The organism is Serratia grimesii (assembly GCF_900186025.1).
GTDB lineage: Bacteria > Pseudomonadota > Gammaproteobacteria > Enterobacterales > Enterobacteriaceae > Serratia > Serratia grimesii.
The window spans coordinates 3,871,672-3,893,423 of sequence record NZ_LT883155.1; the positions used below are offsets into that span (position 1 = coordinate 3,871,672).

Consider the following 21,752-nt stretch of genomic DNA (forward strand, 5'->3'; position numbering starts at 1 on the left):
CCGGTGAAGAGAGCGAAACGTAGTTTTTTGCAAAAATTTTCATGTATAGACTGAAAGATCGCCATAATGGCGAAAGAAACCTGACAGTACGCCGAAAAAACACTGTGAAAATATTTTCACAGTCAAATTTGAAGGAGATCACAGAATGAACGGAAAGCTGAAAATACAGGAAATCGCCCACCAAACGGGGCTATCAATCAGCACCGTTTCACGCGTACTCGCGGGCAAATCCAATACCAGTGCCGAAGCACGCCAGAAGGTGCTGGCCTGCGCGCAACAAAATGGCATCCTGCAAGGGATATCCAGCGGACGACTGATGCTGAACAGTGTCATGGTCTTTGCCCCACAGCGTGCCTTTGACGTACGTACAGACATCTTTTACTACAAAGTGATCCAGGGGATCACCGCCGCATTGGCGGAACATGAGGTGCGTATCCGCTACTGTGGGCTTGAGGAATTGCACAGCGACGGTGCACTGTTTCTGGAAAAAATGAGCGATCCACAGACACAAGCCGCACTGATTATCGGCATCGATGATGAACACATTCATCAATTGGCCGCGGATCTGAACAAACCCTGCGTACTGATTAACTGCACTGACCGCCAAATGCGGCTCGATAGTGTCTCACCCGATCATCAACTGATTGGCGAATTTTCTGCCAATTACCTGATCCAGCAGGGTCACAGCCATATTCTTAACCTGCAATGCCTGCGTCGACACACCATGGAGCTGCGGCTGGCAGGCATTAAACACGCCTATGCACGGCATAATATTGCCTTTGATGACGGTCGCCATCTGGTTACCACTTCAGGTTTCGGTAGCGAAGAGGCTGAACAGGCGCTCACCACCTTTATCAACCGGGTCAGCCACCGTTCGCAGCTACCAACGGCCATTCTTGCCGGTGGCGACTATATGGCGGTTGGCGCGGTCAAGGCACTCAACAAATTACAGTTGAGCGTGCCGGGCGATATTTCGGTAATGAGCACCGACGGTTTTAATCTGGCAGAAATTCATGACGTTCCCCTCACTTCCGTACATGTGCCTCGCGACGAACTGGGCTATGAGGCCATTCAGCTCTTGCAGCGCCGCATGCTGCGGGCCGATGCGCCGCCGTGCAATCTTCTGTTACATGGCAAGCTGGCGGTACGCGCTTCAGTCAAACGCGTCAGCGCTCATAAAACCAGCCCGGCGGTCAGCACGCACGATCACCGCCTTTACGATGTCTGAACTACACTTAGTGGCAGAATCTTTATAGGTACCCTATAGCTTTCAAGCTACAGTCAGGCAACCAGCTATCAGGGCGAATTTATTCGCCCCCCTACAGTAACTGGAGTGAGCGACAAATCTGTCGGGAACAGATTTGAAAGCGTGATCAACGGCCCTGAAAGGACGAGGGCCGTAAGCAGGTAACAACGCTGTAGCTTGAAAGATGACGGGTAAATTTTTTGCCCTTTGCCTAAGGAGAGCCACTATGACGACCCTAACAGCACGATCGGTCATCCCCCCTTATATGCTGCGCCGGATCATTGAGCACGGCAGCCTGCCGCAGCGCGACTGCGCATTGCATACCCTGAATCATGTTCAAAGCCTGCTCGGCAACAAGCCGCTGCGCGCACCCGGTGAGAAAACCTCCAGCGCTGGTGTAGTCATCCGCGATATTTTTGATGCCGAAAACGGCACCCAACTGCCCGGTAAACAGGTGCGTGATGAGGGCCAGGCCAGTAATCATGACGTAGCGGTGGACGAAGCCTATGACTATTTGGGTGTCACCTATGATTTCTTCTGGCAAACGTTCAAACGCAATTCTTTGGACAACAAAGGCCTGCCGCTAACCGGCAGCGTGCATTACGGTAAGGAATATCAGAACGCCTTTTGGAACGGCCAGCAGATGGTTTTCGGCGACGGTGACGGGGAGATCTTTAACCGCTTTACCATCGCCATCGACGTGGTCGGCCACGAACTGGCGCACGGCGTAACCGAGAGTGAAGCCGGGTTAATTTACTTCCAGCAGGCCGGTGCGCTCAATGAGTCGCTGTCTGACGTGTTCGGCTCCTTGGTCAAGCAGTTCCACCTTCAGCAGACTGCTGAGAAAGCCGACTGGCTGATTGGCGAGGGGCTGTTGGCAAAAGGCATCAACGGTAAAGGCCTGCGTTCGATGTCGGCGCCCGGTACCGCCTACGACGATCCACTGCTGGGGAAAGATCCACAGCCAGCCAGCATGAAAGACTATATCCAGACCAAAGAAGATAACGGCGGCGTACACCTTAACTCCGGCATTCCCAACCGCGCCTTCTATCTGGCGGCAACTGCACTGGGTGGTTTTGCCTGGGAGAAAGCCGGTTATATCTGGTATGACACACTTTGCGATAAGGCACTGCCGCAGGACGCTGACTTTGCCACCTTTGCTCGTACCACGGTGAAGCATGCCAAACAGCGCTTCGACAGCACGGTCGCGGACAAGGTACAGCAGGCCTGGCACAAGGTGGGAGTGGAATAATGAAACCTTTACCGGCGCTCAATCAGGACACCGTCATTGAGCTGGCGCGTGAAGGCGGCTTTGCCTTTATTCCTAAACTGGCAGGCCAGCGGCGCATTGCGCTGGCCGACATTACGCCGGAACAACGGCAGCGCCTGAACCAACTGTTGAACCAGACGCTGCCCTACGCACAAGAAGAAGGCAAACCGGACTCCCCCGGCTGCGGTGATCAACGTTATTTTCGCGTGCAGATCAGCTACTACAGTGAGGCCCTGTGTAGTGAGATCGTACTGCTTATCCCGGAAACCAGCGCCCCGCAGGCGTTGATCGACCTGTGGAAAACGGGTCAGGTGGATGAGTAAACAAGCATAGAGATGTAGAGGTGCCACATGTTGCACCCACGTGACGAATCGGGGCGAATTTGTTCGCCCCTTACAGAAGGATATAACTAAATAACACCCGCTTTTTGGATATCAGGCCATGGCCGTTCTGGCACAGGTAGTCCACCGCACCGCAAGCCTTCAGCTCTTGCAACGGCTGCCCGCAATCCGGGCAATTAGCCAATTGTTGATAATCGCTGTTACAGGCGACGCAATGGTAGTGACCATTCACCCACTCCATCTTTTGCCCGCATTGCGGACATTGCGCTTCCATAGTCACTCCCAGATTAAATCACGCCCCATGAGCGTAAGAAATAGATGCCCAGCGCGGTAGTGAAAAACGAGCCGACAGTGGTGATGGCGATAATATTCGCCGCCAGCGTGGCATTGCCCCCCATCGCACGCGTCATCACATAACTGCCAGAAGCCGTTGGCGTGGCCGAGAACAGGAAGATAATCCCCAATGCCGCGCCGTGAAAACCGCACAACCAGCCACCGAGCGTCATTATCACTGGCACGACAAACAACTTGGCCGAAGAGGACAGCGCCGCCACATTGGACGAGCGAAACATGGCGCGTAGATCCAAACTGGCACCGGTACACAGCAACGCCAGCGGCAGCGACAGTGCCGAGATGTAACTGCCGGTCTGTCTGATCACCTGCGGAATACCCAAGCCAGTCTGCGCGTACGCCAGCCCACACACCAGACCGATGATTAACGGGTTAGTCACGATGCTGCGCAACAACGATAAGCGGCTGATTCGTTTCCCCTGCCCACCTTGTAAGCTGCGCGTCAACGTAATCACAGACAGCACGTTGAACAGGATCACCGTCACCGTCAGATACAGCGAGCCCAACGCGATCCCTTCGCTGCCATAGGCCGTCATGGCGTATGCCAATCCAACAATGGCGGTATTGGCACGGAAGCCACCTTGCACGAACACACCACGCTCGCGCGGTTCCTTAACCAACCACACTGCCGCCATCTCCAGTAACAAGAAGGTGGCCAGAGTGCCAACCGCGCCGAAGATTACCAGCGGCAGGTTGCCCAATAATTGTGGATGGTTGGTCGCAATGCTGAAGAACAACAGACAGGGTAGCGCCAGATTGAACACCAACTTGGTGGCGCCGTCGATAAAACGATCGTCCATCAAACGCCAATGGCGCAACAGTATGCCCAACAACATCATTAACAGATTCGGTACGGTGACGTTGAATGCAAAACTCCAGGTTTCCCAGGACATGACGTTCCTTCAGCTGATGGCGATAATCTACGGATAATAAAACGATTTCAGACCAATAAAAAAGGGGCGCGGTATCACTACCGCGCCCCTCATACTGATTATTTGCTTTTCTTCAGGTGGCTCATCAAGCGTTTACGCTTGCGCATCTGGTTCGGCGTCAGCAGGTTACGCTTACCAGCAAACGGGTTTTCACCCTCTTTGAACTGGATACGGATTGGCGTACCCATTACCTTCAGAGAACGACGGAAGTAGTTCATCAGGTAACGTTTGTACGAATCGGACAGATCGGTCACCTGGTTGCCGTGGATCACCACAATCGGTGGGTTATAACCACCGGCATGTGCATACTTCAGCTTCACGCGGCGACCACGCACCAACGGTGGCTGGTGATCGTCGGCAGCCATCTGCATGATTTTGGTCAGCATTGAGGTGTTCACACGACGGGTCGCACACTCGTAAGCTTCCAGTATCGATACGAACAAGTTGCCAACACCGCTACCATGCAGGGCCGAGATGAAGTGGATGCGGGCGAAATCGACAAAGCCCAGGCGCAGATCAAGCATCTCTTTCACGTGGTCACGATCTTCCTCGCTCATGCCGTCCCACTTGTTGACCGCAATCACCAGTGAGCGCCCACTATTGAGGATAAAGCCAAGCAGCGAGAGATCCTGATCGGAGATGCCTTCGCGTGCATCCACCACCAGCAATACTACGTTCGCGTCTTCGATCGCCTGCAGCGTTTTGATTACCGAGAATTTCTCTACGGTTTCCGTTACCTTGCCACGCTTGCGCACCCCGGCGGTATCGATCAACACGTATTCGCGTTCGTCGCGTACCATCGGAATATAAATGCTGTCACGAGTGGTGCCTGGCATGTCGTACACCACAACACGTTCCTCGCCGAGGATACGGTTAGTGAGTGTGGACTTACCCACATTAGGGCGACCCACGATAGCCAGTTTGATCGGCAAATCTTGTGGGTTGAAGTCGTCTTCCGGCTCTTCTTCTTCGCCTTCGAGGGTTTCACCTTCTTGCTCAGCCCAATAAGCGGCATTAGCCTCTTCTTCGGTCAGCTCTACTTCTTCCGGCTTTTCACCGACAAACGGCACCAGCACATGTTCAATCAACTGCGCGACACCACGGCCGTGAGAAGCGGCGATCGCATGCACGTCACCCAGACCCAGCGAGTAGAAATCGGCGGTGGCCATGTCAGGATCCATACCGTCGGTTTTGTTAGCGACGAGGAAGGTGGCCTTCTGGCGGTTGCGCAGATGCTGGGCGATGCCCAGATCGGCAGGCATCAGACCTGCGCGCGCATCGACCATAAACAACACGATGTCAGCTTCTTCGATCGCCAGCAGCGACTGGCCGGCCATACGTGTTTCAACACCGTCTTCAGTACCGTCAATACCGCCGGTATCAACGATGATAAATTCATTACCCTCAACTTCTGCACGACCATACTTGCGGTCTCGCGTTAGCCCGGGGAAATCCGCCACCAGCGCATCGCGCGTATGTGTTAAACGGTTAAACAAGGTGGATTTACCCACATTCGGGCGCCCAACTAGCGCGACGACAGGTATCATTGTGAAGCCTCATTACTTAATAATCAATGCGTTACTGCACCATGGGTAGACACCAAGCGTGCAGCTTATAAAATACGAAACGGCCCCTGAACCCTCAGGAGCCGTTTTCCCCTTCATCTTTCGCGTCACAGTGGCATGGACTGCGCACCCTCATCCCAGTCACTTATCCTGGGGTTCTGTGCGCTTGTCGCCTGACTGCACCCGAAAACTTTGGGTACTGAAAAGGTTGCGACGATCGGCGTTAGCGGGTGAACGCGTAAACTTTACCGCCCTTCGCCTGGATGACCAGCTTATCGCCAGCTACCATCGGCGCAGACAGGAAGCCGGAGCTATCCACTTCCTGCTGAGCAACAAAACGGCCGTCCGTGGTGTTGATCCAGTGCAAGTAACCTTCAGAGTCACCCGTCACCAGGAAGCCATTATACATGACTGGCGGAGTCAGGTTACGGTGCAGCAGATCACTCTGCGTCCACACGGTCACGCCGCCTTCGGTGCTCAACGCCACCACGCGATCATTCTGATCCACCAGGTAGATGCGACCGGCATCAACGATGAAATCGTTCACAGAACCCAGTTCACGCTTCCACATGATCTGACCTGAACGCAGATCCAACGCCGTCAGGTTACCATTGTAACCTAATGCGTAGACAACGCCTTCAACAATCACCGGCGTCGTGTCGACATCGTTCAAACGATCGATTTCAGTCGCGCCGCTCGGTTGAGAAATACGTTGCTGCCAGATCAACTGACCCTGCTGCATCAGCACTGCGCTGACGCGACCGTTATCACCGCCAACAATGGCTGCGCCAAAGGCAACGGCCGGTGCAGACTCACCACGCAGTGACAGAGAAGGCATATCCAGGTTAACAGTCCACTTCACCGCGCCATCAGATTCGTTCAGCGCCTGCAGCAGACCGTTGGAGGTGTGGATCAGTACCATACCGTCGCTGATCACCGGACGTGAAATCGCTTCACCGGCAACCTTGGTCTGCCATGCCACTTTACCGTCTGCGGTATTCAGTGCGTAAACTACGGCTTTCTCACTGCCAACATAAACTTTGTCACCAGCTACCGCCATGCCACCCGACAGCAGCGCCGGCAGATTGCTGGACAAGAAGCCGGTTTTCTCAGAGAGATCAACCTTCCACTTTTCATTACCGCTGTCTGCGTCCATCGCTTTCACGATGCCGTGGCGATCGGCGGCATAAATTGTGTTGTCCTGGAAAGCGGGACGCAGGTGAGAATAAAACTCACCAACACCGTCACCGACCGAGGTACTCCACGCTTTGTTTGGCGTGAACTGATTTTCAACTTTCGGCAGCGGCGACATGGTAACCACGTCTTCTTCACTGTTGAACAGTGAGCAACCACTCAGCAAGGCAACGGAAACCAGTCCGACCAAGAGTGTTTTACGCAATTGCATGGGAATTCCCCTTAGCTGGACAAGTTATTCAATTTCATGCGCAGCAGAACCTGCAGCGCCTGAGAAGCGTTAGACTCAATGCCTTTACTGTATGCCTCACGCGCACCTTTGGTGTCGCCTTTGGCCAACAGCACGTCGCCGCGCGTATCTTGCGCCATCGCCGCCCAGCCTTCGCCTTTCACGCCATCCAGCGTTTTCAGCGCGTCATCCAGCTTTTTCTCCTGCATCTGAACTCGTGCCAGACGCAGATTAATTATCGCAAGCAGGTTTTCGTCTTTGGTCTGACCTTGAGCCAGCACCAGTTGTTGATCCGCTTTGGCAAAGTCATTCTGCTCAACAAAATGCTTCGCCAGCTCCAGCGAGGCCAGCACGCCGTAGCTGTTGCTGTTGGCCTGAGCAAACTTCTGCGCAGCGGCCACGTCGTCCGGCTTACCGTCAGCCAGACGATCGCTGGCTTCCTGATAGGATTGGGACGCAACCATCATGTTGGCGTTTTCGTGGCTCTGCCAGTAACGCCAGCCGACCAGGGCACCAATTCCGAGCACCACGCCCACTGCCAGCGCTTTGCCATTCTCGGCAAAGAACCGACGCACGGCGTCGACTTGTTCGTTTTCAGTGGTATAGACTTCCACGGTGTCCTTCTCCTTAACCTAACATCAAAGCCAGACGCGCAGCGACTTCGCTTTGCGCCAGCGTTTCTTGTTCACCACTGCGCAGGTCTTTGACGACGACCTGCTGGGCCGCGACTTCGTTCTCACCCAAGATCAGGGCAATACGCGCGCCCCACTTATCTGCACGGGTAATCTGCTTCTTAAAGTTGCCGCCACCGTAGTTGGTCATCAGTTTTAGCTGTGGCGCGGCATCACGCACGCGTTCAGCCAACTGCATTGCCGCACTTTGGGTACCGGCACCGGAGGAGATCACGTACACGTCAATGGTCGCCGCGGCTTTAAACTCTGGGTTCACTGCCTGAACCAGCAGCACCAAACGCTCCAGACCCATCGCGAAACCGACCGCTGGCGTTGCACGCCCGCCCAGTTGCTCGACCAGCCCGTCATAACGACCACCAGCACACACTGTCCCCTGAGCACCCAAACTGTTGGTCACCCATTCAAATACAGTGCGGTTGTAGTAGTCCAGACCACGCACCAGGCGTTCATTGATGGTATATGGGATACCCGCCTGAGCTAAAAGTTCACACAGACCGTCGAAGTGGGCTTTGGATTCTTCATCCAGATACTCGGACAGGCGTGGCGCGTCATTCAATAGCGCCTGCACTTCCGGGTTTTTCGAGTCCAGTACGCGCAACGGGTTACTGTACATGCGGCGTTTACAATCGTCGTCCAGCTTCTCTTGATGCTGTTCCAGGAACGCCACTAAAGCATCACGGTAGTTAGCACGGGCTTCCAGTGAACCGATGGAGTTCAGCTCCAGCTTAACGTGCTCGGAGATCCCCAGCGCTTTCCACCAACGGGCGCTCAGCAAGATCAGCTCGGCGTCGATATCCGGGCCTTGCAGGCCAAACACTTCTGCACCCAGTTGATGGAACTGGCGATAACGGCCTTTTTGCGGGCGCTCGTAGCGGAACATCGGACCGACGTACCACAGACGCTGCTCCTGATTGTACAGCAGACCATGTTCAATGCCGGCGCGCACGCAACCAGCAGTCCCTTCTGGACGCAGCGTCAGGCTTTCGCCGTTGCGATCGTCGAAGGTATACATCTCTTTTTCTACGACGTCGGTCACTTCGCCGATCGCGCGTTTGAATAACGGGGTCTGCTCTACAATCGGCAAGCGGATTTCGCTGTAACCGTAGCCGCTAAGCACCTGTTTCAGGATGCCTTCAATACGCTGCCATAATGCCGTTTCTTCCGGCAGGTAGTCGTTCATGCCGCGAATGGCTTGAATGTTCTTTGCCACGTGAGTTCTCTGTCCGTTGTCTATAAAAATGAACCCGATTATAGGGACTTTGCCGCCCTGTATTCAACGCGAATACAGCGTTCTGCTCCCGGGTTCATAAACAAGCGGGCTAAAAAGCCCGCCGTATCGATATAATGCTTATTTTTCCAGCAAGTTGACCGCGATGCGATTGCTTTCATCCATCATCGACGCCTTGGCGCGGATTTTGGCTTCCAGTTGGTCAATCATCTGTTCGTTGTCAAAACGTTCTCTCTGGCGCACGCCGTCTTCGTAGAATCCGCTCTTTTTGTGACCACCGGTCACACCCAGCGTGGAAACCAACGCTTCGCCCGGACCATTGACCACACAACCGATAATCGAAATATCCATCGGTGTGATGATGTCTTCCAGACGCTGTTCCAGCGCGTTCACTGTGCCGATAACATCAAATTCTTGACGAGAACAGGTTGGGCACGCGATGAAGTTAATGCCGCGAGCACGAATGCGCAGCGATTTCAGAATGTCGAAACCGACCTTCACTTCTTCTACGGGATCGGCAGCCAGTGAAATACGCAGGGTATCGCCAATGCCTTCTGACAGCAGCAGCCCCAGACCAATCGCCGATTTCACTGAACCACTGCGAGCGCCGCCAGCTTCGGTGATGCCCAGATGCAGCGGCTGATCGATACGGGCGGCCAACAGACGGTAGGATTGCACTGCCAGGAACACATCGGACGCCTTGACACTCACTTTGAACTGGTCAAAGTTGAGACGATCGAGGATATCCACATGACGCATAGCGGATTCGAGCAGCGCTTCCGGCGTGGGTTCGCCGTATTTTTCCTGGATGTCTTTTTCCAGAGAGCCGCCATTTACCCCGATACGGATCGGGATATTTTTATCGCGAGCGCAGTCCACGACTGAACGGATACGCGACTCGTTACCGATATTGCCTGGGTTGATGCGTAGGCAGTCGACGCCATATTCAGCAACTTGCAGCGCAATGCGGTAATCGAAGTGGATATCAGCGACCAGCGGCACGTTAACCTGCTGCTTGATCAGCTTGAACGCCTCAGCGGCATCCATTGTGGGAACTGAAACGCGGACAATATCAACGCCCACACGCTCCAGCGCTTTGATCTGATTAACCGTTGCTTCAACATCGGTAGTACGGGTGTTAGTCATCGACTGCACAGCAATCGGCGCACCATCACCAATAGGCACATTGCCGACGTAAATTCGCGTTGATTTTCGACGGTTGATGGGCGATTGGTTATGCATTACTTACTCTCCATTGTTGCCCTGACTTAACGACAATGGCCGCGCAATTACTGCGCGGCAACGGTCAGACGAGCAACACGGTTTGACTTAACAAACCGGCTTAAATCAACCGGCTTACCTTGATATTGAATCTGTACTGCGGCCGGTGCGCCAATAGTCAATTTGTACGGCGCGGTGCCCGCCAGGCTCAGCTTGCCGCCACTTTTCTGGCTGCCGCTGTACAGCGTTTTACCGCTGGCGTCGGTCACCTGCAACCAACAGTCGGCGGAGAAGCTCATCACCAGCGCGTTAGGATCAACAGCCGGTGCAGCCACACCCGCGTCTGCGGTTGGCAACGGTGCGGCTGGTGCCGCAGGCGTTGTCTCAGGCAGCGTCGTCTGGCTTGGTGAAACGACAGCAGGTTGCTGCGCAGTTGCACTGCCGGTAGCGGCCGGAGTCTGTGACGGCTGTGGAACAACGCCGGTATCAACCGGCGTAGAACCACTGTCAGCCAAAGGTGCACTGTTGTCGGCATTGCTGTCGGTCAACGGCACTGATTGGCCTTCACTGTTTTGTGAAAGCTGGGCAGAGGATTGATCGGCCATCGTGACGATCTCTTCCTGCTGGGCCTTGTGGTTTTGCCACCACCAGGCGCCGGTCAGGCCAACCACCACGAAAACGATCAACCACGTGAAGCTCATCAACCAACCGTCGCGTTTTTTGCGACGCTTGCCCAATGAGAAGCTCTGCATTGGCGCAACCTTTGCCACCTTCAGCGGAGCCTGCTTAGCCAACATCGGCAGCAGCTCATCCTCAGGCAAACGCACCAGCTTGGCGTAAGAACGGATATAACCGCGCACAAACGTTGAAGCCAGATCTGCGGAAAGATTGTCTTCTTCAATGTCACGCACGGTAGACATTTTGAGGCACAGGCGTTCTGCAACGGCCTGTTGACTCAACCCGAGTTGTTCACGGGCTTGACGCAGACGTTCGCCTGTCGTCATTGATACGGTTTTATCTTGGGAGGCTTCAGTATTCATTAGCTAAGAACTGCTGGTACTGTTTGGATTGTGGAAAACTTCGCGATAACTGCTTGCCATAGCGTTGCACGCTATCTTGGCGCCCGGCTAACGCGGCGAAACGAATCTGTAACCATAAGCTGTCGGCGCTAGCCGGCAAAACATGTTGATAACTATCCAATAAAAGTTGCGACTGTGCGCGCTTCCCTTCTCCAAATTGCTTTTCTGCCTCCACCAACAGTGGAGTGCCTTTGTCCGGATCGACCTTCAGCGCACGCGTTAACAAGGTACGTGCTTCATCGTTCTGTCCGGCCTTGAGAAAACAGTAACCTGCGTTTTCCAGGCTGTCGGCAACCTGACCGTAATCCGGTGCTACTGCCGCAGCGCTAAACTGCTGTTGTGCCGGTACATACTGCCCTAAACTGCAAAGAAACGCACCGTAATTATTCAGCACGGTGCCATTGCCCGGCGCAAGTTTGAGCGCCTGCTGATAACGTTGTTCAGCCGCGACATTCTCGCCAATCTGCTGCTCGTAGAGTGCCATTCCCAATTGGGTCCGGTAATCCTGTGGGGCAGCGTCCGCCGCTTTCTCCAGATTCTGTCGCGCGGCGTTTAAATCGCCCTGCTTCAGATATTCCAGACCCAGTTGCAAACGCGTTTGGCCCACTTCAGGCTGCGCGTTTTTTTCTTCCGGTGCTGAACCGGAACAGCCCGCCAGTAACCCGGCCGCCAGCAACGTACCCCACAGAGTCAGCTTCATGCCTGCATTCATTTCCTTGTCTGATGCTATCTTGGCGTCCATTCACATAACAGACTGTAAGATAACAAAAAAATCATGCTATAGGGTTCAGACCGCACGCACGGTGATAGGTTCCCCGGCCATTTTCTTTTTCAGGGTACGCTTGGTACGGTCGATCACTTCACCCGCCAATTGCCCGCAGGCGGCATCGATATCATCACCACGGGTTTTACGAACAATAGTCGTAAAGCCGTATTCCATCAACACTTTGGAAAAACGATCCACGCGGCTGTTGGAGCTGCGGCCGTAAGGTGCGCCAGGGAACGGGTTCCATGGGATCAGGTTGATCTTGCACGGCGTGTCTTTGAGGACTTCGGCCAATTGGTGCGCGTCGTCAGTGCTGTCGTTGATATGATCCAACATGACATATTCGACCGTGACTCGGCCCTGATTCGCATTGGATTTTTCCAGGTAACGGCGTACCGCAGCCAAGAAGGTTTCGATATTGTATTTGCGGTTGATCGGCACGATATCATCGCGGATCTTGTCATTCGGTGCATGCAGCGAGATGGCCAGCGCAACGTCAATCATATCGCCCAACTTGTCCAGGGCAGGCACGACACCTGATGTAGACAGGGTAACGCGGCGTTTGGACAGACCAAAACCAAAGTCGTCCAGCATGATTTCCATCGCCGGTACCACGTTGTTCAGGTTGAGCAACGGCTCACCCATGCCCATCATCACCACGTTGGTGATCGGACGTTCGCCGGTGACTTTCAGTGCGCCGATAATTTTCGCCGCACGCCACACCTGGCCAATGATTTCAGACACGCGCAGGTTGCGGTTAAAGCCTTGCTGCGCGGTCGAACAGAATTTGCATTCCAGTGCACAACCCACCTGGGAAGAGACACACAGGGTCGCGCGGTCGCCGTCCGGGATATACACGGTTTCGACCTGCTGGTCGCCAACCTTGATCGCCCATTTAATGGTGCCATCGGCTGAGCGTTGTTCTTCCGCCACTTCAGGTGCGCGGATCTCGGCAACGCGTTGCAATTTATTGCGCAGGACCTTGTTAATGTCGGTCATTTGCTCAAAATCATCGCAGCAATAGTGGTACATCCACTTCATTACCTGATCGGCACGGAAGGGTTTCTCGCCCATTTTGGCGAAGAATTCACGCAATTGCTGACGGTTCAAATCCAGCAGGTTAATTTTGGCCACAGCCGGTGTTTCCGCGTTAACGGATTGAGTAGTCAGCGAATTATTTTCAGACACGATGTGCTCGGACGTGATGGGTTCTAACATAATTGATCTCTGGCCTCGTTGTTACACTTTATGGCGCGAAAGAGTTGAAAGTAAGTGCGTCGTTCAACCCGCAAAAATCGGGCGACGGCGCTAAAAGCGCGCCCCTGATAAGACGACTTATCAGGGGCGCGGCATTGTACAAATTTTAGTAGCAGCTTTCCACGTCTGAAAGGTATTCAGGGCATTTTTATTGTTTCAGCCGATGAATACCGTGTTCTGGTCGGGTGCTGCACCTGTGCCAATCGGGGCGAATTATTCGCCCCCTACAGCTTGAAAGGCGACGGGTATTATTAACGTGAGCAGATTTCGCTATCGTTAAAGAAGTACGCGATTTCGCGCTGTGCAGATTCTACTGCGTCAGAACCGTGTACGGCGTTAGCAGTGAAGCTGTCCGCGTAGTCAGCACGCAAGGTGCCGGCCAGTGCGTTGTCTGGGTTGGTAGCACCCATGATGTCACGGTTGCGCTGTACTGCGTTTTCCGCTTCCAGAACCTGAACCACGATCGGGCCAGAGGTCATGAACTCAACCAGACCATCGAAGAATGGGCGACCTTTGTGCTCAGCGTAGAAGCCTTCTGCTTGCTCGCGAGTCAGACGCAGCATCTTGGATGCGATGATTTTGAAACCAGCGCGCTCAAAACGCGCATAGATTGCGCCGATGTCGTTGTTAGCTACAGCGTTTGGTTTAATGATGGAAAAGGTACGTTCTACAGTCATGATGGCCTCTATATAACTTCCAAAATAGACCGGTCTGCAAACAGGGTGCCGGCCTTCTCAAGTGGCGCAGATTATATGTGCGCTGTTAACGCTTGCCTACGGGAAAATCAACATTTCATTAAAAAATTATTATCTTCATTCTTCACTTTGCGGTTCAGAGCGCAGGTTGCGAAAATCCAGCCTAATCGAAGGTAAATTCGCGCAGCGCGACCTGACCACTTTCATCCAACACACTGAGCTGATAGCGGCCCGGTTGCGTCAGTGTCTGCAATAACGATTCCCCTTCTCCCGCTAATTGGCCGTTCAGGAACCACCAACGCTGTCCACTGCCGCCCTGCGCACTGACCCGTAAATCCAGTGCATGCTTGCCGGGCAAACGACGCAGCAACGCGCCATCGCGCACGCCCAACATCAGTAACGGTGGTGCTTCCTGCTGTTGCAACGGTGGGCATTGTGGATCAACAGCCGGTAAACGCTGGGCACGGCGCTCAGCCAATGGCAGCCAGGGTTCCAACGGTGTAGGCCACAATGCCAACCGCCGAGGTGTTGCCCCTGGACAATCTGCCGCAACGCGAAGCCCGCGCGGGCTTAGCCACACCAGCGGCTGGCTACCCAGAACGCTTTCCTGCCCCGGTGCGGGTAACGTTGGCGGGATAGTTCCGTCAAGGATCCAACTCAGGCGACGTTGACGGCAATTACCGTCACCCGCAGGAAGCGGTTGCCCACCCGGCCAGCAAATCACCGCGCGGCTGACGCTGGCAGGACGTGGGTCCACTGGGATCCCTTCACCACGCTGGCGTAAAGAGGTCAGCAACAGATTATTGACCTGATTGAGCAGTGGTACCGCCGTGGCAAAGCCAAATTGCCCGGCGACCGGCGTGCCGTCTGGTCGCCCGACCCAAATGCCGATCGTATAGCGCGCATTGACTCCGATGGCCCAGGCATCGCGATAACCGTAACTGGTACCGGTCTTCCATGCCAGCGGCACAGTGGCGGGCAATGCATCATCTGGCAACGGACGAGCCTCCCCCGCCAAGATTCGCCGCACAATCCAGGCGGCACCCGGTGACAACAATTGGCGATCATAAAGCCCTTGTTGAGGCGTAAAGCGCAGCGGTGCCACTCTACCTTGCCGAGCCAGTGAACTGAATCCGGCGACCAACTGATCCAACCGTGCACCAGCTCCGCCCAAAATCACAGCCAGACTCGGATCGGCATGCGCAGGCAGTCGCAGTTCAACGCCTACATTGCGTAGGTTGGCAGCAAAGCGTTTTGGTCCATAGGCCTCCAGCAATTGCACCGCGGGCAGATTAAGCGAGCGCGACAGTGCATCACTGGCGCTAACCGGACCATGAAAACCGGTATCAAAATTTCCGGGGCGATAATCACCAAAACGGCGAGGTACGTCCTGCAACAGCGATTCCGCGTGGATCAGACCGTCATCCAGCGCCAAACCATACAAAAACGGTTTGAGCGTTGACCCCGGTGAACGCCAGGCGGCCACCATGTCGACATGGCCAAAGCGGCTGTTATCGTTAAAATCTAACGATCCCAGATAGGCACGTACTTTCATATTGGCGTGATCAACCACCAACACACCCACAGAAGTTTTCTCTGGTAATTGACTCTTCCAGCCGCGTGCCAGCTCTTCCAGCCGCCGCTGCAACGTAGCGTCCAGCGTGGTGGTTACCACCTGACGGTGATTACCCTGCGTCATGCGCCGCGCCAGTAACGGAGCCAATTGCGGCACCTGACGCGGAGCCAACCACAATGCTTCCTGACGAATTTCAGTCACCTGCTGCGCGGGCCAAACCTGGTAGTACGCCAGCCGTTCCAACACTTTGTCACGCGCAGCCTGTGCCCGCTCCGGATAGCGGTCCGGCCGTAAACGACTGGGTGCCTGCGGCAATACCGCCAGCAACGCCGCTTCGCCGCGTGTCAGTTCCGAGGGGGGCTTCCCCAGATAAGTCCAGCTGGCCGCACCGATCCCTTGCAGCGTGCCGCCGTAAGGCGCGCGGTTAAGGTAAATTTCGAGGATTTGATCCTTCGACAGATGCCATTCAAGCTGTGCCGTGCGCCACACCTGCCGCAGTTTACCGCCAAGCGTACGTGGATGAGGATCAATCAAGCGTGCAACCTGCATCGATAACGTACTGCCGCCGGAGACAATCTGCCCGTTACGCAAATCTTGCCAGGCAGCACGGATCAGCGCCAAGGGGTTAATACCAGGATGCTGATAAAACCAACGATCCTCATAAGTCAGCAGCGCCTGCAGATAATAGGGCGATACCTGCTGCAGGCTGACCGGATAACGCCATACACCATCACTGTCCGCATAACGCCATAATGGTGTGCCGTCTTCCGCCACCACCACGCGCGCCATCTCGGCATCTTTTAAGGGTAACGGCCACAGCCGGTCTGCCAGCCACAGCAAAGCGGGCAGCAGGAAAATCGCCAGCAACCAGACTGCGCCACGGCGACGTAAATGGGTGAAAAATCGCTTCATCGATAAGGTATCACTCTCTTACCCCGCCACCGGAGAAATCACCGGGGCGGAGTAAAAGGGATTATTGCTCGATATCAAGCCGTTGCGGCGTCGCACCCAGCGCACGCCAGGCAGGAACATACATCGACTCAACCTGCGGTGCCGGCACCAGATAAGAACCCGGCGTCACGGCCCGAGCCAGATACAGCAGCGTGGTATGACGGTAGCCGTCAATATTCACCGCTGCCACATAGCGATCGTCACGGAACTCCTGATGTTTGATGTCGGCTTGCTGCATGTCCTGCAACAGTTCAGTCACGCTGCTGGCGCTTTCACCCAAGCTGGCGCTGCTGTCGCCCAAATTCTGGTTCTCCAGTTCCAGACCCGCGGGCAGGAGATCAACCACCAGCGCATCCGGCACCTGGTTATCAGCCCAGACATCCAGGTGTACCAAGATCAATTGGCCACTTTTTAGTTGGGTCAGATCCACCGCTTTACCGTCCAGCCCAAGGAATTCACGACGAATATTCAGCACATTGCTTTGCGGCTGCGGTGCTTGTTGCGGATAACCGACCAGATCGACCCGGCTGTACAGCGTGCCGCTGCCGGTATTGGTGAGCTGTAACCCGGTAGCCAACTGTTCAGCAGACAGGTTTTGCGTCAGCGCCTGGCTACCGGACAGGGTCTTGCCCTGCGCCGTTTGCGCTTGCCATGGCGTTTCAGCACTGCCAATCAGGTTGCGCGCAGCCAGGAACAAGGCATTGCTCTCCTGCGTGGATAGATAGCGTTCACCGTTAAGTCGTTCAGATAGCGTCAGCAAGCGCTGGTCGCGCTCGGCCGGCAGCAGATTATTCTCGGTCAACAACGCCAGAATCATCGCGTCATCACGCAATGGACTGCCGTAATCTTCCAGCCAGTAGTCCTTGGCATTACGCTGCGTAGCCAGCCCCTGTTCGATCGCCTGATTAGCTCGCGGCATATCCCCCATCAACTTCAGCGCCACACCAAGCTGCACCAGCGGCAAGCCCGAGCGAGCATCGGCGCGACGCTCAAACAACTGTCGCAATGCTCCAAGCGGTGCCTGCTGTTGACGCGCCAGTACCAATCCGGCATAAGCCTGCACCGCAAAACGGGTGTGGTCCGGATACTGGGTGGAAGCAACGTCGATCTGGCTGCGATCCTGCAAATAGCGTTGCAGACGATTGTTGGCAGCCGTCAGGGCATCGGCCGGCACGCTGTAGTTTTGCTCACTGGCGCGGAACAGGAAGTCTGTGGCATAGGCCGTCAGCCAGAACTCCTCCTGACTATCGCGGTTCCACAAGCCAAAACCTCCGTTATAGCGCTGCATGCTAAGCAGATGCTCGATGCCAACATCGATACTGGTACGGCGACTTTCATCGCTACCGGATTTGATGCCCAGCGCGCTGAGCTGCGCCCGGTTGGTATACAGCGACGGATAAAGCCCGCTGGTCGTCTGCTCCAGGCAGCCATAGGGATAGGCATACAGTTCGCTGATGTAACGCGCCAGGTTGATTGGCGGACGGCTGGTCAACAGCAGTTGCCCTTCGGTCGTCGCCTGCACCAGCCCGGCGGCGGCATCTGCCGGCAGATCCCAACGTTCACCGGCGTGGATTACGCTGGCGAACTGACGGGTTTGTGCTGGATAGGCCGGGCGCACGCCAATCTTCCAGGTATGCTGATAGTCTTTTAACGTTTCCCCCGGCAGTACCAAACCACTAACCGTCAGCGATACTTCGCCTTGTCCAAAGCCTGCCAACGCCTGCACAGGAATGTGTAGCGTGGTGCGCTGGCCGTTTGTCAGGTTGACTTGCTGTTCAGTTGCCCCTTGCAATGCCACCAGCCCGTTGGAAGTCAGTTTTACCGTTAATGCCTGCGGTTGCCCGGACAGATTACTGACATCTAGCGCCAACTGGGTGCTATCACCCCCAGCCAGGAAGCGCGGTGTCGCCAATTCAGCCACCACAGGTGCGGCCACGACGGTCTTGCCTTCTGCATTGCCGAAGTCTTCATCACTCCACGCCTGCGCCATCAGCCGCAGCTCACCGTTGAAGTCCGGAATGGCGATCTGGATTTCACCTTCGCCGTTGGCATCCAGCTTAACCGGTTGCGCCTGCTGGGCAACAATGGTTACCGCAGTGATCGGCTTTTTGCCACCGCGTGACAGCGCATCTTCGTCATCGCCGTCGCCACCGTAACGCAGGTTAGCCAAGCGCCCTTTACCTTCGATCAGTTGGCCGTAAACATCGTACTGATCGGCACTATAGCGTTTGCGGCCAAAGAAGGCCTGATAGGGATCCGGCGTTGCATAGTCAGTGATATTGAGGATGCCGCTGTCCACTGCGGAAAGCAGCACGTTGATTTGTTGCGGCGGTTTACCGCTGCTGTGAGCAGCCTTCACTTTCACCGTCAGCATCTGGTTTGGCCGCATACGCTGCGGCGCGTCCAACGTCAGCGCCAGTTTACGTCCCTCATCCACTAAAGGCAGATGCAACAATCCGACAGCACGTTTCGGCGTCGACTGCTGTTGCTTATCGCCCGGACGGATCACCAATGCACTGAGATACAGATCATGGCGTTTCCAGTCCTGGTTGATGGGCACTTCAACATCAACCCCTTTAGCGGGTACGTCCAACTCCTGCCACCACAACGGGCCGTCACTGGATTCCACCAGCAGATAACCCTTGCCGGCGGCTGGTGCTTCAATATGCAGCTTCACTTTTTCACCCGGCTTATAGGCCGGTTTGTCCAGCTTCAGCTTCACTTGATCTGGACGCACTGCGCCGCTGCCGTTGGTGTTGTCCTGCCAGCTGTAGCCCGCCCAGAAACGCAGGCTGCTGATCAGATTGCTTTGCGGATCCACCACCTCAATGCGATACGCGCCCCACTCCACCGGGAAACTGACCTTTGCACTGCCATTGGCAGCAATATCGATGGTTTGCTCTGCCAAAGGCAGATCTTTCTTGTCATACAACGACTGCCAGCCTTCCCCTTCCGACCACTGCCAGTAGTAGTCACGACGCTCACGCACCAGACGGGCTTTCAATCCGTTGACTGCCAGCTTTTCACCAGCAGCATTGGCATAGACGATATCAAAACCAGCCTGGGTATTTTCATCCACCACGGGCTGGGCCTGATAGCTGTTACTACGATAATCATAAATCTGTTGTTTGTTGAATAATGGCCGAATGCCAGGCAGCGCATCAGCAGGCCAGATCGCCTGTTCGGCGCGGCGCGTCACCGGGCGGCCACCAGACTCCAGCAGGCTGGCCTGCAAGATGGCCTTCAGTGGCGATTTCACCTCAGCCCAACTACTGTCCACCGCCACTTGCGCTTTGCCGGCATTATCCAACGCTTGATCAAACTCATCCATATTGCGTGACAGGCTTTCTTCCGTCACCGAACCGAATTCATAACCCGGTAGACTACTGACGGCTTCACGCTGTGGTCGCAGGAATACCTGCCCTTGCAGACGGTTGCCCGAAGCCGGTGCGCCGTAGAGATAACGGCCGGTAACATCGAACACCAGTTGCGCGTCAGGACGCAGCGGGGTTTTCTCCCCGGTAATATCGAGCGCCATACGTTCCGGCAGGAAATCCTCTACCTTGAAGCTGTAAAGCCGCGGCTGGTTATCACCCAGATTAAAGCGCAACGACCAGTTGCCCGTCGGGCCACCCTCGGGGATTTGATATTGGTATTGGTACAGACCATCCTGCGGTTGCCAGACAAAGCTCCTCGCCACCTGATCGTCCGGTTTTACGATATCCACCTTCACTGGCTGAGCTGGCAGCGGCTTGCCGTCAGCGTCACGCAGCAGGCCATTAACGATCAGTGTTTCGCCTGGGCGATATAAATCACGCGGTCCGAAAGCGAAGAACTGTTTGCTGTAACCTTCCGGGCCGGCAATATCGAACTCAGCCAAATCCAACGCCGGTGTCGACAGATCAATCATGCTGGTCTGGCCCTGTTGAGTGGCCAGCAACAAGCGCGCCTTATTGCTTTTCGTTAACTGGGCATGCCCTTGCTTATCGGTGGTTCCCTGGGCCAGCGTTTGACCTTTTTCATCCAATAGACGCAGTTCAACGGCACCCAATGCTGCGCCACCATCCAGCGCCTGGGTGAACACGTCCAGACGATCATGATAGCTGTGGAGTGAAACACCGATATCGCTGAGGGTAAACAGCGTCGCCGGATTGGTATAGCCATAGTGTCCGGCCTGTTGCATCACCGCCAGGTAGACCCCCGGTTTCTGCAAGGCTTCGATGCCGCTCAGCGGCAACAGCAGGCGTTCGCGGGTATTGCGCTGCGGGTTAAGATCAAAACGGCCGCTGTAGACCAGATCGGCCATTTTCAGCAGTTCTTCCGACTCCCAACTGGAGAGCGAATTGCGATATTCCCAGTTTGCCAGGAACGCCGGTAAGGCATCGGCCTTCACCCGGAAGAAGTTGACGTCAACATTGTCGACGTTCAACGCCATGACCGGTAAGCCCGCTGCCAGCTTAGTCGGCAGCAATGAGCCTTTACCGGCAAAGCCGACGCTTGGTTTGATGTCGCGGGTGGTAATCGTCTGTTCCTGCTGTTTGCCCAGTTCGGCACCGTTGACCGCTTTAAGGCCACTTTCAATGGTCAGCACCAGTTTGCGATTAGGTTGCAGATGACGCAGCCGCAGTTCCATCAGGTTGTCTGACAGTTCCCAGGCACCGTCGATTTTACCGCTGACACTGTCGACCAGATGGACTCGTGCGGCGAAATCTTGATTGGGAGCGAGCGGCAAAGAAAACGTCAACACCATGGCACTGGCGCCGTCGAGCTGCAGTTCAGAGGCATCGAGCAGCGTCAATGGCTTGCCGGCGTCGCGTTTCGCTAACGTCGCCAGCGCAGCAGCATCCGGTCTCTTGACCTGTGTAACGCTGCTCGCCTGAGCATCAGCCTGCACTGCCGTGGGCGTTTTACCGCCGTCATCACAGGCGGTCAGCAGCAGTAAGCCCCCCGCCAATGCAATCCCCTGACAAAGCTTCTTGCCTGATGCAAATGCCCCTGAATGGCATGGTTTCATCGTTTAACTCCCTGGCAACGTTTACGCGACACGGGTCGACGCAATATCCGAATATGGATGAATAATAGCAGTGCTGTTAGCATCAGACCCAGCCCAATTTCCCCCTTTAACGGAAAGCGCTGCCACAGCCTTAAGCAGGAGATGA

At 55.2% G+C, this 21,752-nt stretch carries 16 protein-coding genes; 3 read left to right on the forward strand and 13 right to left on the reverse strand.

The window, feature by feature from the left end; translation table 11 throughout:
• Positions 1 to 145 precede the first annotated feature (145 nt).
• The 3 genes from SGBXF1_RS18200 to SGBXF1_RS18210 all read left to right on the forward strand — a co-directional run bounded on the left by SGBXF1_RS18200 (position 146) and on the right by SGBXF1_RS18210 (position 2,839).
• The gene (locus SGBXF1_RS18200; RefSeq protein ID WP_186427306.1) at positions 146 to 1,228 is read left to right on the forward strand and encodes a LacI family DNA-binding transcriptional regulator; all 1,083 of its coding nucleotides are present in this window, start codon (positions 146 to 148) and stop codon (positions 1,226 to 1,228) included.
• A gap of 244 nt (positions 1,229 to 1,472) precedes the next feature.
• Positions 1,473 to 2,498 (forward strand): M4 family metallopeptidase, encoded by a 1,026-nt coding sequence (locus SGBXF1_RS18205; RefSeq protein ID WP_186427307.1) that lies wholly within the window; start codon positions 1,473 to 1,475, stop codon positions 2,496 to 2,498.
• Positions 2,498 to 2,839: a protealysin inhibitor emfourin gene (locus tag SGBXF1_RS18210; protein ID WP_186427308.1), complete on the forward strand. Its 342-nt coding sequence runs from the start codon at positions 2,498 to 2,500 to the stop codon at positions 2,837 to 2,839. The genes SGBXF1_RS18205 and SGBXF1_RS18210 overlap by 1 nt, the downstream gene beginning before the upstream one ends.
• Before the next feature lie 70 nt (positions 2,840 to 2,909).
• Here the strand turns inward: SGBXF1_RS18210 and SGBXF1_RS18215 are convergent, their stop codons facing one another.
• From SGBXF1_RS18215 to SGBXF1_RS18275, 13 genes are all read right to left on the reverse strand, one after another.
• Positions 2,910 to 3,131, reverse strand: a complete 222-nt coding sequence (locus tag SGBXF1_RS18215; protein WP_186427309.1) for a zinc ribbon domain-containing protein — start codon at positions 3,129 to 3,131, stop codon at positions 2,910 to 2,912.
• 13 nt (positions 3,132 to 3,144) lie between these two features.
• Entirely contained in the window at positions 3,145 to 4,101 is a 957-nt protein-coding gene (locus SGBXF1_RS18220) for an AEC family transporter (RefSeq protein ID WP_037417564.1), read from the reverse strand.
• Between the two features lie 98 nt (positions 4,102 to 4,199).
• The gene (der, locus tag SGBXF1_RS18225; protein ID WP_037417561.1) at positions 4,200 to 5,687 is read right to left on the reverse strand and encodes a ribosome biogenesis GTPase Der; all 1,488 of its coding nucleotides are present in this window, start codon (positions 5,685 to 5,687) and stop codon (positions 4,200 to 4,202) included.
• Between the two features lie 241 nt (positions 5,688 to 5,928).
• A complete protein-coding gene (bamB, locus tag SGBXF1_RS18230; protein ID WP_037417558.1) occupies positions 5,929 to 7,110 on the reverse strand; it encodes an outer membrane protein assembly factor BamB in 1,182 nt (393 codons plus the stop codon).
• Between the two features lie 11 nt (positions 7,111 to 7,121).
• Positions 7,122 to 7,742 carry a YfgM family protein gene (locus SGBXF1_RS18235; protein WP_037417556.1) on the reverse strand — a complete coding sequence of 207 codons (621 nt, stop codon included), beginning with the start codon at positions 7,740 to 7,742 and terminating at the stop codon, positions 7,122 to 7,124.
• Between the two features lie 13 nt (positions 7,743 to 7,755).
• Entirely contained in the window at positions 7,756 to 9,030 is a 1,275-nt protein-coding gene (gene hisS, locus SGBXF1_RS18240; protein ID WP_037417553.1) for a histidine--tRNA ligase, read from the reverse strand.
• 138 nt (positions 9,031 to 9,168) lie between these two features.
• The gene (gene ispG, locus SGBXF1_RS18245) at positions 9,169 to 10,290 is read right to left on the reverse strand and encodes a flavodoxin-dependent (E)-4-hydroxy-3-methylbut-2-enyl-diphosphate synthase (RefSeq protein ID WP_037417550.1); all 1,122 of its coding nucleotides are present in this window, start codon (positions 10,288 to 10,290) and stop codon (positions 9,169 to 9,171) included.
• A gap of 47 nt (positions 10,291 to 10,337) precedes the next feature.
• The gene (gene rodZ / locus SGBXF1_RS18250) at positions 10,338 to 11,309 is read right to left on the reverse strand and encodes a cytoskeleton protein RodZ (RefSeq protein WP_061808316.1); all 972 of its coding nucleotides are present in this window, start codon (positions 11,307 to 11,309) and stop codon (positions 10,338 to 10,340) included.
• Positions 11,299 to 12,048, reverse strand: coding sequence for a type IV pilus biogenesis/stability protein PilW (gene pilW / locus SGBXF1_RS18255; protein WP_037417543.1), 750 nt, complete (start codon positions 12,046 to 12,048; stop codon positions 11,299 to 11,301). Before pilW ends, rodZ begins: the two co-directional genes overlap by 11 nt.
• A gap of 87 nt (positions 12,049 to 12,135) precedes the next feature.
• Positions 12,136 to 13,332, reverse strand: coding sequence for a dual-specificity RNA methyltransferase RlmN (rlmN, locus tag SGBXF1_RS18260; protein ID WP_061808317.1), 1,197 nt, complete (start codon positions 13,330 to 13,332; stop codon positions 12,136 to 12,138).
• A 290-nt stretch (positions 13,333 to 13,622) separates the two neighbouring features.
• The gene (ndk, locus tag SGBXF1_RS18265; protein WP_085118257.1) at positions 13,623 to 14,048 is read right to left on the reverse strand and encodes a nucleoside-diphosphate kinase; all 426 of its coding nucleotides are present in this window, start codon (positions 14,046 to 14,048) and stop codon (positions 13,623 to 13,625) included.
• Between the two features lie 181 nt (positions 14,049 to 14,229).
• Positions 14,230 to 16,554 carry a peptidoglycan glycosyltransferase PbpC gene (pbpC, locus tag SGBXF1_RS18270; RefSeq protein WP_186427310.1) on the reverse strand — a complete coding sequence of 775 codons (2,325 nt, stop codon included), beginning with the start codon at positions 16,552 to 16,554 and terminating at the stop codon, positions 14,230 to 14,232.
• Positions 16,555 to 16,615: 61 nt separating this feature from the next.
• Positions 16,616 to 21,607 carry an alpha-2-macroglobulin family protein gene (locus tag SGBXF1_RS18275; protein WP_186427311.1) on the reverse strand — a complete coding sequence of 1,664 codons (4,992 nt, stop codon included), beginning with the start codon at positions 21,605 to 21,607 and terminating at the stop codon, positions 16,616 to 16,618.
• Positions 21,608 to 21,752: the final 145 nt, after the last annotated feature.